The organism is Comamonas sp. GW821-FHT11H03 (genome assembly GCF_058807955.1).
On record NZ_JBXARF010000008.1, the window covers coordinates 303,628 to 317,337 of the forward strand.

Annotated in this window: 12 protein-coding genes, 1 tRNA gene and 2 pseudogenes; 4 read left to right on the forward strand and 11 right to left on the reverse strand. The window is 62.4% G+C overall.

What is annotated here, in order from left to right; genetic code table 11:
- Window positions 1-48: 48 nt before the first annotated feature.
- The 3 genes from AC1RTQ_RS18660 to AC1RTQ_RS18670 all read right to left on the reverse strand — a co-directional run bounded on the left by AC1RTQ_RS18660 (window position 49) and on the right by AC1RTQ_RS18670 (window position 3,034).
- Complete coding sequence (locus AC1RTQ_RS18660; protein WP_492877899.1) at window positions 49-657, reverse strand: TetR/AcrR family transcriptional regulator; 609 nt, start codon at window positions 655-657, stop codon at window positions 49-51.
- Window positions 658-2,431: 1,774 nt separating this feature from the next.
- Complete coding sequence (locus tag AC1RTQ_RS18665) at window positions 2,432-2,683, reverse strand: RNA recognition motif domain-containing protein (protein WP_291603097.1); 252 nt, start codon at window positions 2,681-2,683, stop codon at window positions 2,432-2,434.
- A 132-nt stretch (window positions 2,684-2,815) separates the two neighbouring features.
- A complete protein-coding gene (locus tag AC1RTQ_RS18670) occupies window positions 2,816-3,034 on the reverse strand; it encodes a hypothetical protein (protein ID WP_080554076.1) in 219 nt (72 codons plus the stop codon).
- A gap of 389 nt (window positions 3,035-3,423) precedes the next feature.
- Between AC1RTQ_RS18670 and AC1RTQ_RS18675 the strand changes: the two genes are divergently transcribed.
- The 3 genes and pseudogenes from AC1RTQ_RS18675 (at window position 3,424) to AC1RTQ_RS18685 (ending at window position 4,443) form a co-directional block, all read left to right on the forward strand.
- On the forward strand, window positions 3,424-3,606 hold the full coding sequence (locus AC1RTQ_RS18675; protein ID WP_291603094.1) for a hypothetical protein: 183 nt from the start codon (window positions 3,424-3,426) through the stop codon (window positions 3,604-3,606).
- A 232-nt stretch (window positions 3,607-3,838) separates the two neighbouring features.
- A pseudogene (gene rdgC / locus AC1RTQ_RS18680) lies at window positions 3,839-4,300 on the forward strand (recombination-associated protein RdgC); the annotation flags it as partial.
- Window positions 4,301-4,320: 20 nt separating this feature from the next.
- Entirely contained in the window at window positions 4,321-4,443 is a 123-nt protein-coding gene (locus AC1RTQ_RS18685; protein ID WP_492877902.1) for a hypothetical protein, read from the forward strand.
- A gap of 236 nt (window positions 4,444-4,679) precedes the next feature.
- Here the strand turns inward: AC1RTQ_RS18685 and AC1RTQ_RS18690 are convergent.
- Both AC1RTQ_RS18690 and AC1RTQ_RS18695 read right to left on the reverse strand, forming a co-directional pair.
- A tRNA-Gln gene (locus AC1RTQ_RS18690) sits at window positions 4,680-4,756 on the reverse strand.
- Between the two features lie 420 nt (window positions 4,757-5,176).
- Entirely contained in the window at window positions 5,177-6,553 is a 1,377-nt protein-coding gene (locus AC1RTQ_RS18695; protein WP_492877904.1) for an amidohydrolase, read from the reverse strand.
- A gap of 96 nt (window positions 6,554-6,649) precedes the next feature.
- Between AC1RTQ_RS18695 and AC1RTQ_RS18700 the strand changes: the two genes are divergently transcribed.
- Window positions 6,650-7,684 carry a GlxA family transcriptional regulator gene (locus AC1RTQ_RS18700; protein WP_492877905.1) on the forward strand — a complete coding sequence of 345 codons (1,035 nt, stop codon included), beginning with the start codon at window positions 6,650-6,652 and terminating at the stop codon, window positions 7,682-7,684.
- Window positions 7,685-7,896: 212 nt separating this feature from the next.
- Here AC1RTQ_RS18700 and AC1RTQ_RS18705 read toward each other — a convergent pair whose 3' ends face one another.
- The 6 genes and pseudogenes from AC1RTQ_RS18705 to AC1RTQ_RS18730 form a co-directional block, all read right to left on the reverse strand.
- Window positions 7,897-8,883: a tripartite tricarboxylate transporter substrate binding protein gene (locus AC1RTQ_RS18705; protein WP_302089455.1), complete on the reverse strand. Its 987-nt coding sequence runs from the start codon at window positions 8,881-8,883 to the stop codon at window positions 7,897-7,899.
- A 76-nt stretch (window positions 8,884-8,959) separates the two neighbouring features.
- Window positions 8,960-9,889, reverse strand: coding sequence for a 2-hydroxyacid dehydrogenase (locus AC1RTQ_RS18710; RefSeq protein ID WP_492877907.1), 930 nt, complete (start codon window positions 9,887-9,889; stop codon window positions 8,960-8,962).
- Between the two features lie 169 nt (window positions 9,890-10,058).
- Window positions 10,059-10,829 carry a class II aldolase/adducin family protein gene (locus AC1RTQ_RS18715; protein ID WP_492877909.1) on the reverse strand — a complete coding sequence of 257 codons (771 nt, stop codon included), beginning with the start codon at window positions 10,827-10,829 and terminating at the stop codon, window positions 10,059-10,061.
- Between the two features lie 42 nt (window positions 10,830-10,871).
- Entirely contained in the window at window positions 10,872-12,416 is a 1,545-nt protein-coding gene (locus AC1RTQ_RS18720; protein WP_492877911.1) for a class I adenylate-forming enzyme family protein, read from the reverse strand.
- An 87-nt stretch (window positions 12,417-12,503) separates the two neighbouring features.
- Window positions 12,504-13,490 (reverse strand): tripartite tricarboxylate transporter substrate binding protein, encoded by a 987-nt coding sequence (locus AC1RTQ_RS18725; RefSeq protein WP_492877912.1) that lies wholly within the window; start codon window positions 13,488-13,490, stop codon window positions 12,504-12,506.
- A gap of 110 nt (window positions 13,491-13,600) precedes the next feature.
- Window positions 13,601-13,710: pseudogene (locus tag AC1RTQ_RS18730) on the reverse strand (electron transfer flavoprotein subunit alpha/FixB family protein); the annotation flags it as partial.

The window sequence follows — 13,710 nt, forward strand, 5'->3', positions numbered from 1 at the left end:
AATGACTCCTCAGGTGTCGGAAATACAGTGGCTCTTTGCTTCCATGATTCAGGATGCAGAAGTGCAAGTGAGCAAGCGCTCGGTGGTGTCGCGTGCCTCCAGCAACGGCAATTTGTCTTGACTCAACTTGGCTAGAAGCGCTGCCCCCAACCACATTTGATACAGCGCGCGGGCAAGCGCAGGTGACGGCTTGCCGGCGGGCAGGGACCCATCTTCACGGGCTTCGTCGATCAGCGAGGCGATTCTCGCCAGCAGACGCTGCACGCCGGCGTCGAGCACCAGACGCATGTCTTCGGAGAGGTCGGCCACTTCGGCAGCGAGCTTCACCACAAGACATTCCTCGGCCCATCCAAGCGTGGGATTGCCGGGTGCTGAAATCCAGGCATCCCAGTACCGCATCAGACGCTCACGGCCGTTGCCGGCTTCGCCGAGCAAGTCATTGAGCTTTTGTCCGTAGCCTTCCACATACTGCTGTAGCAGCGCGCAGCCAAAGGCTTCCTTTGACGAGAAGTAGTGGTAGAACGAACCTTTGGGCACGTTGCAGGCTTTGAGAATTTCGAGCAGGCCCAGACCTGCAAAGCCCTTGTGCAGCACCAGTTGATACCCGGTATCGAGAATGTGCTGACGTGTCGCTTCGGCTTTTTTGCTGAGGATCATGAGCCTTATTATAAAATAGACCGGTCGTCTATTAATTTAGTGAGCGTAACCCATGTTGGCGAAATAGCTATGCCTAGAACTCTGCCGGCAGCTGATCCAAGCTTGAAAGGTCCTGAGACTGGAGCTTAGACGTTCTCACCACAGGGGGAGGCCTTGAACACGATCTGGTAGCAAGAGTGCCGGGCTTCCTGCCGTACTGCGGATGTCATTTTCAACAGCCACCTCCATAGGTGGCTTTTTTACTCCTTGAGGGAGCGAATAAGAACGCAGACCGGATGCCGGATGACAGCACTTCCCCACAGAGCTATAGCGAGCCATCTGGCGTGAGTACTCGAGCAGGGACTGCCGTTCAGGAATTCGCCTGGGTTGCCGTCAATTGTGAGCTCGGCGCGGCTTTCGCGTCGTGAGCGACAGTGGTCACGCCAGATGACGTAGAGCCCGTTTATGAACCCGCGTAGGTATTGATTCCATGACTCTCTTTGGGCTAAATTTACGCCACGAACCTGTTTTGCCGGGCCTGGGATCACAGACTCCTTTCACTTCCTCAACTTGCCCAGGCATGACCAAATAGGTCACCGGCTTTATATTCGCGCCCGCAGCAACTGCTTGCGGGCTTTTTCTTTTGCTGCAGCCAGTTCAAGGTAGCTCAGCACACAAATCAGGTGCTGAGAGTCGCGCAATGTGCGTTCACCGGATTCGGCCTCGCATGTGCCTTCCCCCGCAGGGCTATAGCGGGGCCATCACGCAGGTGGACTGGACACGGCTCGACTCCGTGGACTACACAGATGCGCCTTGCGCGCTAGGTCTAGGCGGACCAGCCCACCGCCGTGAAGGTGGTTGGATATTTGAGGCCATGTAGCCATCACGACTTGCCGGCGTAAGCGGCAGCTATCTGGCGTGACTGCACGAGCAGGTGCGGCAGCTCGGGAATTCGCCTGGGCTGCCCTCGATCAGGAGCACGGCTCAGCCTCCGCTGCGTGGCGAGAGTGGTCACGCTAGATGGCACTTCGATACAGCCATCGCAATGCGCATGGCGGAAGTCGCCACCTTTCAGCTTATTTAAAGGTGACGCAGTGAAAAATACTCCCATTCGCCGGGCCTGGGCGTCTCTCCTCCCTCCCTCTCTCAATCATTCCCCAGGCAGACCCGAAAGGTCACCGGCTCTTTATTCAAGCCCGCAGCAAACGCTCGCGGGCTTTTTCTTTGCCCACAGGAGATTCCATGCATTCGACTCCAACCCCGACCCCAGAGACAAAGCTGCTGCTCGCCGCGCAACGGGCCTCACCGGCTGCGGCCTCTTCTGCCTGGTCGGCCCGGCCGTGGTGATCGCGCTCACGCCCGAAGCCTGGCCGGTCTGATCATTCAATTTTGATAGCGGATCGCGCTTTCTTCATAAGCGCCAAGGAATGAAACGACGACAAAGCTACTTGAAGCCCTGATCTTGATCGTCGCCATCTGCATGGGCCTAGCGGCTGGCAGTGCCGGATGCACAAGCTAATGAGCCGCAGACCATCGTCCGAAGCCTGCTCGATGAGTTCGCCTGCCCGGGCATGCATGTCCAATGGCTGGATGAAAAGACCGTGCAGTACCTGAAAGAGCAACCATAGGCAGCTCATTTCATGACTTTTTCGATGACTGTCTTTCGTTCTTTTTTCGTGGAAGGATGAAAAATAGGCGTAGCAAATTTCATTGAAATAGCTTGTTTCAGACCACGCATTAAAAATGCAAAAAGCCCACACCTATGCAGATGTGGGCTTTTTACGCGAAGTAAAAATTACTTGCGTGCGTTGGCTAGCGAGACAGAAATCACGCGGCCACCCAATGACTGATCATTGAGCGATTCGATCGCTGATTTTGCCTGGGCAGCCGTTCCCATTTCAACAAAGCCGAAGCCGCGCGATTGGCCTGTATTACGGTCCGTTATGACTTCAGAGGACAGGACATCCCCGCAGCTTGAGAAATGAGATTTCAGCGTTTCACGATCGACGCCATAGCCAAGATTAGATACGTAGAGATTGCTTTGCATAGGGTACCTTCTAAGTGAATTTCGCTGCTATTTTTCGGAGCGAAAGATGATTCCCAAGAGAACCACCAGAGTGCTTTGGTGAAGATTAGTCAGTAGCCAAAGCTTCTACTGAGGGATGAAAACTGATGCAGCTCAATTCAACTGGTGACCAAGCACCATGCTCCGGCCTTCAGCCAACGCATATTTAGAGGCAAGCGACTCATCAGAAAAATGCGGGATAAACCGAAAGATTCGGTCATAAGTACCACGACGAATAGAGACAGCAGCAGTGAATTGACCACTTGCATCAGTCTGGGTGAGAGGTGTGACCACGTAGCGGCCAATCTGCTCTGTAGTGTTTTTGTGCAGCATGAAAGCGGACGATCGCACGCACGATTGCGCAGACCGTCAAATGAGATAGGGAAGGCCCGTGCTAAGTGCAGGGGCAACGCAGATCCACGAGGATGTTCAGGATCTGGTGAGTTCGCCTAGAGGGGTGTGACTACCGCGTGCTTTGCTAGAAGAGCGGCTACCTGCGGCCAAGGGGCGGCAATGGTGTCAGACAGGCACTGTTGGGGCGAACGGCCTAAACAGCGAGTGAAACCAGTATAGGTGAACCGAACGACCTTTGGTGGGAAATCTTCAGCACCCCCTGTTTGATGCCGCTCACATCAAAACCTTCAAAAAATATAGTGGTAGACCATTAAGGATTAACCATGTACTGTGGAACTGGCGTCCGGATAGTTACAGAGAGTCTCGCAATGATCAAAACGAAAAAATCAACCGTTCACCATGTCGTGGAGGGCAAGCGATGGGAGCTCAGCCGGGAAAAAGAGCGCATTACCTATCCGCCAGAACATACCGGCCCAGTTCAAATGAATTGGCGCACACGAGAAAACTACTCCGCCACCGACCTCGACTACCGAGGCCGTAGCAAGATTTAGAGAGCCTCCACAGAATTTGCCATTGCCCGCCGTCGTGCGGGCTTTTTTATGAGTACCACCAACATGACAGATATCACCACCAACAAGCGTTGCGGAAGCTGCGGCGCCCCTCTGCCGGAGGACTTTAAGGAGGAGCAAGGTCAGCCGCTTCCTTGCGGCCACTAACGATCTCACCATTCTTGACATCAGAGCCCGCCAATGTGAGCGAGCTTTTTCTATTTCAGGAGCCCAAATGCTCAATAACATGATCATTTACCGCACTGCGAAGAGCTGGCAGAGCGACCTGCAGGCGCTGGAGAATGTCCTGCAAAAGACAGTCTTTGCCGAATGCAGCGCCACACAGGAGCGTTCCGTCGGTTGGGTGCCGCCGCGCAGTGAGCAGCACGGTCTGCTGGTTGAATCCGTGCCCGGTCAATGGGTGATGCGCTTCATGACCGAGGCCAAGATGCTGCCGGCCAGCGTGCTCAATCGCAAGGTCAACGAGAAGGCCGAGAAGGCCGAGCACATCGAAAAGACCGAGGGCCGCAAGCCCGGCAAGGAGGAAAGGCGCGAACTCAAGGACGAGGCCAAGCTTGATCTGCTGCCCATGGCCTTCACCAAGCAGGGCAGCATGTGGGTCTGGATCGATCCGCAGGCACGCACCCTGGTGCTAGATACCAGCGCCCAGGGCCGCGCCGACGAGGTGGTGACGCTGACAGCGGCTTTGACACCAATGTGACCATTGCTACCGGTGAGCTCTCAAGCCTGATCCGCGACCTGGTCGAAGCCCTGGACGGAGAAGGTCGCACCGGCATGGGTGACCTGTGCGCCTCGTTGGCTGGCAGCGCCAGCAACTGATCGCCTATTCATAGATTTCCATGAACCGGGCCGCGCGCCCACATCAATGAATCCTCTGCTCGCCGACAAGCGGGCTTTTTCGGGCTTTGTGGCGCACTCATTGCACACTCATTGCATAGGCGTCGATCAATGGCTGCAGAACACCCAATCTGCCGACCTCTCCTGGGAGCCAGGAGCAGTATTGAAGACAAAGAAAAAGCCCCGGCTGCATAAACAGTCGAGGCTTTTATATATCTTGGCAGGGGAAGAAGGATTCGAACCTTCGCATGCTGGAATCAAAATCCAGTGCCTTAACCAGCTTGGCGACTCCCCTACAGAGACAGCAATTATAGCTCGGTTTTTCCCAGGTTTCAAAGAACACCCATCGCCATACAAAACCACCGTCAGCGGATCCATGCTTTCACTGCACCGAATCGACTTGTTTCTGAGCCCCCACGTTTTCTGAGTCATGTGCCTGAGGTCCGAGCCTCTGGCCATGCTGCGGAACAGCTCATCCCCCTCTTTGCCGTCTCTTCCTGCTGACTTCCATGCACTCTTGAATCGGGCGCGGTACACGATGATCTTCCAATGAACAAGGCCACCGAAGTGGCCTTGTTCATTCCTCAGCATATTGACAATGGCTCGCCCATGCAGAGCCCTTGCCGCAGCAAAGGTGCTGCCTCCTTCCCACAAAGCGAGAGAGAAGGCACCGAACAGAGGGCTGCGGCGTCAGCCGCTCAGGGGGGAACAATGGCTAGGGGTTGCGCTGCAGATAGTCCACGGCCAGGGCAGCCAGTGAACGTGCACCCGTGGGCAGCTGCTTCTCGTCGATGTCGAACAGCGGCGAGTGGTTGGGTGGTGCCTTGGTGAAGTCCTGGCCTGCCGGCGGCGCACCCAGGAAGTAGAAGAATCCCGGCACCACTTTCTGGAACTCCGAAAAATCCTCGGAGCCGCTGACCTTGGGAATCACCATGGCCTTGCCGCCCAGGGCCAGCTTGAGCGCGGGCAGCGAGGCCTCGGTCAGCGCGGCCGGATTGGTGGTGACCGGATAGGCCACGGGGCCGAAGCGCACCTTGGCCTTGGCGCCGCTGGAGGCCGCGATCTGCTCGGCCGTGGCCGTGATTCGCTTGTGCGCCTCCTGGCGCATGTCTTCGTCGAAGGTGCGCAGCGTGCCCTGCATCTCCACGTTGTCCGGAATGATGTTGTAGCGCGTGCCGCCCTGGATGGAGCCAATCGTCAGCACGGCCGGCTCCAGGCTGATGTTGAGCTGGCGGCTGACCACGGTCTGCAGGCCCAGCACCACCTGGCTGGCCGCGACGATGGGATCGACCGCACTCCACGGCGACGAGCCATGGCCGCCCCGGCCCTCGACCTGGATGCTCAGGCTGTCCGAGCCTGCCATCAGCGGCCCGCTGCGGTAGCCCACCATGCCCGAGGGCAGGTTCGCCGTGATGTGCAGGCCGTAGATGGCCTGCACATCCTTGAGCACGCCAGCCTCCACCATGGCCTTGGCGCCGAAACTGGGTACATGACCATGGGCATCGGCCTCCACCGGAGCGCCTTCCTCGGCCGGCTGGAAGATGAATTTCACCGTGCCTGGCAGCCTCGCGCGCATGCCGGCCAGCGCCTCGGCCGCGCCCATGAGCATGGCCACGTGGGCATCGTGCCCGCAGGCATGCATGACCGGCACCTGCTTGCCCATGTACTGTGCCTTGGCCTTGGAGGCAAAGGGCAGGCCCGTCTTCTCGGCCACGGGCAGTGCATCCATGTCGGCGCGCAGGGCCACGGTCTTGCCGGGCTGGCCGCCGCGCAGCACGCCCACCACGCCTGTGCCGCCCACGCCGGTCTGCACTTCCATGCCCAGGCGGCGCAGGTGATCGGCCACCAGCTTGGCCGTGCGCTCTTCCTGGCCCGACAGTTCGGGATGCTGGTGAATGTCGCGACGCCACTCCAGCATCTTGGGCGCCAGCGGCTGAATGGCGGCATCCAGCGCCGCCAGGCCCTGGGCATCCAGCCCCTGTGCGCTGGCTGCCAGCGGCAGGCCGCAGGCCAGCAAGCCGGCCAGTGCGATGCGCCGCAGGCCTGTGCGGGGCGGTGTGGAAAGCTTTGTCTCGGACTGTTTGTGAAGCATCTTCGTGACCCTGAAAAATGGCACAAGCAGTCATGCTAAAAGTGAAGCACCTGTGACAGACACGGCGAAATCGCCATTCGAGGAGCCAAAACCGCCATGCCCCGGACCTTCGTCATCGAGCTGCCCTGCCTGGAGCACAGCGCCACAGGCCATGCAGCGCATCTCGTGGAGATGCTGCGCAGCGCCAACCTCGTTGCCGGCCTGCGCCTGGGCCGACGCGCACCGCGCTTTGGCTGGCGTTGGGTCGATGGCAGGGGCCAGCCCCTGCCGGCCATGCCGCACGCGGCCGAAGGCGCCCTGGCCGAGGGGCCGGCGCATGCCGTCTTCGCAAGCGCGCTGCATTGCCCGGACATTCCATCCATCCGCGACATCGTCGCCGCGCATCCGGGCCTCACGCAGCGCATCGCCACAGCCTTCGACCAGGGCCTGACCGTGTGCACGCTGGGCAGCGCCGCCTGGTTCGCGGCCGCCAGCGGACGCTGCGAGGGCCGCCGTGTGGCCCTGCCCTGGTATTTCATGGGCGGATTCGGACTGGACTTTGCCAGCATAGAGCTTGCCGAGGGCCTGCCCTTCGTGGACGACAGGCCCTGGCTCAGCGCCTCCCACCCCGAAGCCCTGGCCCCCATGGCCATCGCACTCACGCGCCATGCCTTCGGCGACGACCTGGCCGCAGCGCTGGCCGCCGTGCTGCAGCCCGATCCCCAGCGCGAACGCGCCACGCGCGCCGCCCTGCAGGACCGCCGCATTCCTGCCACGCGGACCAGCGTGCTGGCCCATGCCATAGCCTGGCTGGAGGCGCGCGTGGAGCAGCCCTATGACCTGCGGGCGCTGGCGGATGCGGTATCGGCCAGCTCGCGCACCCTGCTGCGCCACTTCCAGCAGGAGCTGGGGCACAGCCCGCTGGACCACCTGCACCGCCTGCGCTGCGCGCGGGCTCGGGTGTTGCTGGAGATCACGCTGGAGAGCGTGCCCTCCGTGGCGCTGGCCTGCGGGTATGAGGATGCCTCGGCGTTCCGGCGGGTGTTCGTCCGGTATGTGGGAATGACGCCCGCAGCCTATCGGGAAAGGCATGCCTTGAGGGCGCCGAGGAGGCGGTGGCGCGTCGCCGCCAGCGAGGTTCCCCGGCCTTGACGGCACTAACAAGCTGACAAGCTGACAAGCTGACGGAGATTTCATCGCACTGCCCCGGGCTTGTTCGGCAGGAGTTCCCACGCTGCAGCCATCTCCACTTCGCACCATCAGCCAATGAGGAAACCCCTCTACATTCACCTCTGCATTCACCTCACCCGGCAGCCGCACCCTTTCCCTTGAGGCCCTGCCGGGGACAAACCAGGCCAGGAAGCCTAGTCCACCGTCACCTTGGCTTCACGGATCACTTTTCCCCATTTGGCAGTTTCAGCGGCAATGAAACGATCGCATTCCTCCGGCGTCGAGCCTTCGGCAAACGTGCCCATGGTCTGCTGCATGCGCTGCGAAATCTCAGGACTGCGAATGATGCGAGCGACTTCGGCGGACATGCGCTGCACGATCTCCTTGGGCACTCCTGCCGGGGCAATCATGGCAGCCCAGGTGCTGCCCATCAGATCGGGAATGCCTTGCTCGGCAAATGTCGGTACATCGGGCAACACCGCCAGTCGCTTGTCGCTGGCCACGCCAATCAGACGAATGCGACCGGCCTTGGCAGGCTGGATCAGATTGGGCGGAGGATCGAGGAACAAGGGGATCTGACCGCCCATGAGGTCGGTCAGTGCCGGTGCGGCCCCCTTGTAGGGCACATGAATCATGTCCGTCTTGGTCAGCAGCTTCATCAACTCGGTCGTCAGATGCGCGCTGGAGCCGCTTCCCGAGGAACCAAAGCTGACCTTGCCAGGATGCGCCTTGGCATAGGCAATCAGCTCCTGCGTGGTCTTGAACGGCGCATTGGTGGACACGGCTGCAACCAGAGGCGAGACTCCCATCAGAGACACGCCGACCAGATCCTTGCCCGGGTTGTAGGGCAGCTTGGGATACAGCGTGGTGTTGGCCGCATAAGCGGCAATCACCACTCCGAACGTGTAGCCATCAGGTGCGGACTTTGCCACCTGATCCACACCGATGAGACTGTTCGCACCCGGCTTGTTGTCGATGACGATGGGCTGGCCCAGCGCTTTCTGCAAGCCCACCTGCAGCAGACGTGCCATCTGGTCGGTGAAGCCGCCTGCCGTGTAGGGAACGACGATGCGTATGGGCTTGGAGGGCCAGGGGCTCTGGGCCCAGGCCGAGGGAGCCAGCATGGCAGCGCCGGCTGCGGCGCTCGATTGCAGAAAGCTGCGGCGGGATGTCGAAGGCATGAGTGTCTCTTGATTCTTGCAGGGGGAAAGCGCCGCGCAGCAGCACGCCAGCGCGACAGGGAAAGGGAAAGAGGTCTCAGTATCCGCGGGCCACGTCCACCAGGTTGAGCAAGGGCTCGCCCGCGCGCAGGCGGCGCAGGTTCTCCAGGCACTGGCGGGCCACGGTGTCGGCCGAGGCCTGGGCCGCGATATGCGGAGTGACAAAGGCCTTGGGGTGCGCCCACACCTTGTTGCCGGGCTGGGGCGGCTCCTCGCGCAGCACATCCAGCGCGGCACCGGCCAGATGGCCTTCGTCGAGCAAAGCCAGCAGATCGTCTTCCACCACCTGCTCGCCACGGCCCACGTTGATGAAGTAGGCGCCGCGCGGCAGCAGGGAGAGGGTGCGCCGGTTCAGCAGATCGCGCGTCTCGGGCGTGAGCGGCAAGGCGCAGACCAGAATGTCGCTGGTGGACAGAAGCTGCTGCAGACCTTCGGCACCGCTGTGCGTGGCAAGGCCCGCAATGCTCTTGGCGCTGCGGCTCCAGCCCGCGACAGGATAGCCCACGGCCTGCATGGCAGCAGCCACGAAGCGGCCGACCTCGCCCAGACCCAGAATGCCCACCCGGCAGTCGGCGCTGGCGCGCACGGGGCGGCGAAGCCAGTCGCCTGCCTGCTGCTGGCGCGCGAACAGATCCAGCTCGCGCGTATGGCGCAGCGCGGTGCCGACCACATACTGGGCGATCTCCACATGCTGCTGCGGATCGACGGTGCGCGCCACGGGCAGGCCAACCGGCAGGTCGGGCACGGCCAGCAACTTGTCCACGCCCGCACTGGGGGCGCACAGCAGCTTGAGTTGCGGATAGGCCGCCAGCACGCCGGGCTTGAGGCTCCAGGCGAGCATGGCTTCGACCTCGGCGGCCGGTGCCTCTTCGCGATGGGCCCAAACCTGCACGTCGGGCGCCAGCGCACGCAGCGCATCGACGATGGGCGCGCCCATGCTGGGGTGGATGTTGACCAGAATTCCCATTGATTTCTCCATGAATCTGAGCACTGTTCGCTGCCTGCGAAACGGCAGCAGCCCAAGCGCGGGACACCGAGCAAGGGCCTATGCCGGCCGCGCCGCCCCGCCGCGAGGGTGTCGTCCCCCTCCCTCGCGCAGCGAGAGAGGGGGAAGGCGCACAGCGACTCAGGGGGTGCTATTGCTTGTAAGAAGGATCGATGCGATCCAGGCGGCGCAGCAGGCCCGGCCAGGCCAGGCCCGCGCCCTTGCCCTTGGTGACCTGGCGCGACTGGTTGACCGCGTCGGCAATGATGGCCTGCGGGATGCGCGTCAACTCGCCGCCGCCCGACTGCGCCAGGATCTGGATGCGGCAGGCCGACTCCAGCGTGTACATGGCCAGCACGGCCTCGGCCACACTGCGCCCGCAGGTCAGCAGCCCGTGGTTGCGTAGGATGAGGAAGTTGCTGGCACCCAGATCGTCCACAAGGCGCGGCTTCTCGTCATCGCGCAGGGCCACGCCTTCGTAGTCGTGGTAGGCCAGGCGCACCAGCGGGAAGATGGACTGCTGCGAGATGGGCAGCAGGCCATCCTTCTGCGCCGACACGGCCACGCCGTAGCGCGTGTGCGTGTGCAGCACGCACTGCACTTCGGGGCGGCCGTCGTGGATGGCGCTGTGAATGACGAAGCCTGCGGGGTTGACGTCGTACTCGGTCTCCATCATCGGCTGACCCTCGTGATCGACCTTGACCAGGCTGGATGCGGTGATCTCGTCGAACAGCATGCCGTAGGGGTTGATCAGGAACTGGCCGGGCTGGCCCGGCACGCGCGCCGAAATGTGAGTGAAGATCAAGTCGTCCCAGCCGAAGTGGGCGACCAGCCGGTAGGCGGCAGCCAACTCGACGCGGATCTGCCACTCCTCGGGCGTCACCTGGCGGCGAACTTCGGACATCGTGGTGTCATGGCTCATGGGATTTGTCTCGTGATGGGCATCGTGAAATGGAAGACAGGCTCAGCGCCCCGCCGCGTACTGATCGCGCAGCTCGCGCTTGAGCACCTTGCCGATGGCACTGCGCGGCAGCTCGGCGATGAAGCGCAGGTCGGCCAGGCGCTGGGTCTTGCCGGCTTGCTGGTTGTACCAGCCCATGATTTCCTCGGGCCGGGCCGGCTGGCCCGTGCGCGACACCACATAGGCCACGGGCGTCTCGCCCCATTGATCGGAGGGAACGCCGACAACGGCCACGTCGTCCACGGCCGGGTGGGCACGCAGCTGGGCCTCCAGGTCGCTGGGATAGACGTTGAAGCCGCCGCTGATGATCATGTCCTTGCGGCGATCGAACAGGGTCAGGAAGCCGTCGGCATCAAAGCGGCCCACATCGCCCGTGCGGATGAAGCGCTTTCCCGTGGCATCGAACCATTCGGCCTCGCGCGTCTTGGCGGGCTGGCCGTGGTAGCCGCTCATCATGCTGGGCGAGTGGCCCACGACCTCGCCGTCCGCGCCGGGAGCGACCTCGCTGCCCTCCTCGTCGATGAGGCGGATGTCATGGCCTTCGGCGGGCTTGCCCACGGTGTGCAGCTTGTCCGGGTGCAGGTGGGCTTCGAGAATGCAGGTGCCCCCGCCCTCGGTCATGCCGTAGAACTCGGTCAGGCTGCCGGGCCAGCGCGCCACCACATCGGCCTTGAGCTCGGCACGAAACGGTGCGCTGGTGCAGAACTTGGCCTGAAAGCTCGACAGGTCATGCTCGCCGAACTGAGGCAGCGCCATGATGCGCTGGTACTGCACGGGCACCAGCATGGTGTGGGTGACGCGGTGCTGCTGGGCCAGTTGCAGGTAGCGGGCCGCATCGAATTTGGGCATGAGCACCACGCAACCGCCGCTGCCCAGCGTGGGAAAGAACACCACCAGCGTGGTGTTGGAGTACAGCGGCGTGGCCAGCAGCGTCGTTCCCTCGGGACCGTAGCCGTAGACTCCTCCCCGGTTGATATGGGTCCAGCGCATGCCGTGCGACTGCACGATGCCCTTGGGCGTGCCCGTGGTGCCAGAGGAATAGATGATGTTGAACGGTGCCTCGGGCTCCACGCTCACGGGCGCGGGCTGCGAACCCTCGGGCGCGAGCCAGTCCTCGAAGGCTCTGCCCGCAGCCACGCCGTCGAGCGAAATGCATTGCAGTCCGGTGTCGGCGGGCACCAGGTCCTGGGCCACCTTGTCGAGGAACAGATGGCGCGCCTGGGCATCGCGCAACATGGAAGCCAGGCTCTCGGCCGTGGAGGATGGCGCCAGTGGCGCGACCACCACGCCCGCGCGCAAGGCTCCGAGAAACAGCACGGCATAGCGCACGGAATTCAGCGCGCAGATGGCGATGGCCTGACCGGGCTGCACGCCGCCCTGCTGCAAGGCCGCGGCCACGCGGTCCATGAGGGCGTCAAGCTGGGCATAGCTCAGGGTCTGCTGGTCGTCGCGCAGCGCGACATGGTCGGGCTGCTGGCGCGCGTGGCTGCGGATCAGCTCGGCCAGCGTGGTGAAGGGGGTATCGGGAGAAGGCAGGCAGACAGTCATGAAGGCTCCGATTCAGGAATTTCAGGAAATGCAAGCGGGCTGCGCCTGTGAGCCCCCGGCCCTGCAGGCGCTTGGGAAGACGGTGGCTTATTTGGCAGCCAGACCCAGGCGGTCTATCAGTATCTTGTCCTTGGCAAAGGCATCCCGTGCCCATTGTGCATAGTCGGCGCCCGAGCGGTACCAGGCGTCCTGGTTGAGCTGCCTGAGCACCTCGACATGGCGCGGATCGTCCATGGCCTTCTTGAAAGCATCGTGCAGCTTGCGCACCACGGCCGGGTCCATGCCCTTGGGGCCGGCCAGACCGTAGGGCGAAGTGGAGACCACGCCATAGCCCAGCTCCTTGGCCGTGGGCACGTCCGGCCAGCGCTGGGTCCGCTTTTCACCGAAGGTCATGAGCAGGCGCATCTGGCCGCCATTCACATAGGTGTCCCAGCCCGAGGCATCGCTTTGCGCGGCCACATGACCGCCCAGCAGGGCCTGCTGCAGGTCGGCGTTGCCCTTGAAAGGCACATGATTGAGAGTGACCTTGGCGTTCTCGGCCAGCTCCTCCATCAGCAGATGCGGCGAGGAACCGATGCCGGTGGAGCCGTACTCGATCTTGCCGGGGCTCTTGCGTGCGGCGGCGATGTACTCGTTGAAGCTCTTGTAGGGAGAGTCCGAGCGCACCGTGAAACCGAAGGTATAGCCCGAGACGCCGATGATGTAGGTGAAGTCCGTGATCGGGTTCCAGGCGGTCTTTTGCATATGCGCCATGCGCAGCATGGACATGGGGAACTGGGTGATGGTGTAGCCGTCGGGCTTGGCGGTGCGCGCCATGGCGCCAGGGCCCAGCGTGCCGCCCGCACCGGGCTTGTTCTCGACGATGATGGGCTGGCCCAGCTGCTTGCCCGCAATATCGGCCAGCGTGCGCATATGGCGATCTGTGGGGCCGCCGGCCGGGAACGGCACGATCAGCGTGATCGGCCGCGCAGGATAGTCGCCGGACTGTGCCCAGGCTGATGCGCCAGTGCCAGCGGCAGTCACAAAGGCGGCCGTGGCAAGTACCAGGCTGCGGCGACCAAGGGAAATCTGCATGTTTGTCTCCTGAATCTCTGAACCAGGTGGGGCCGGGGCACATACCTTGTGTGCCGCTCTGGCCAGGGCCCGGACACCGTGGTCCGGGCCGCGCATTGCGATGGCAACGCTTAGGTCGTCTTCACCAGCTCCGGCACTGCCTGGAACAGATCGGCTTCCAGACCGTAATCGGCCACCGAGAAGATCGGTGCCTCCGGGTCCTTGTTGATCGCCACGATCA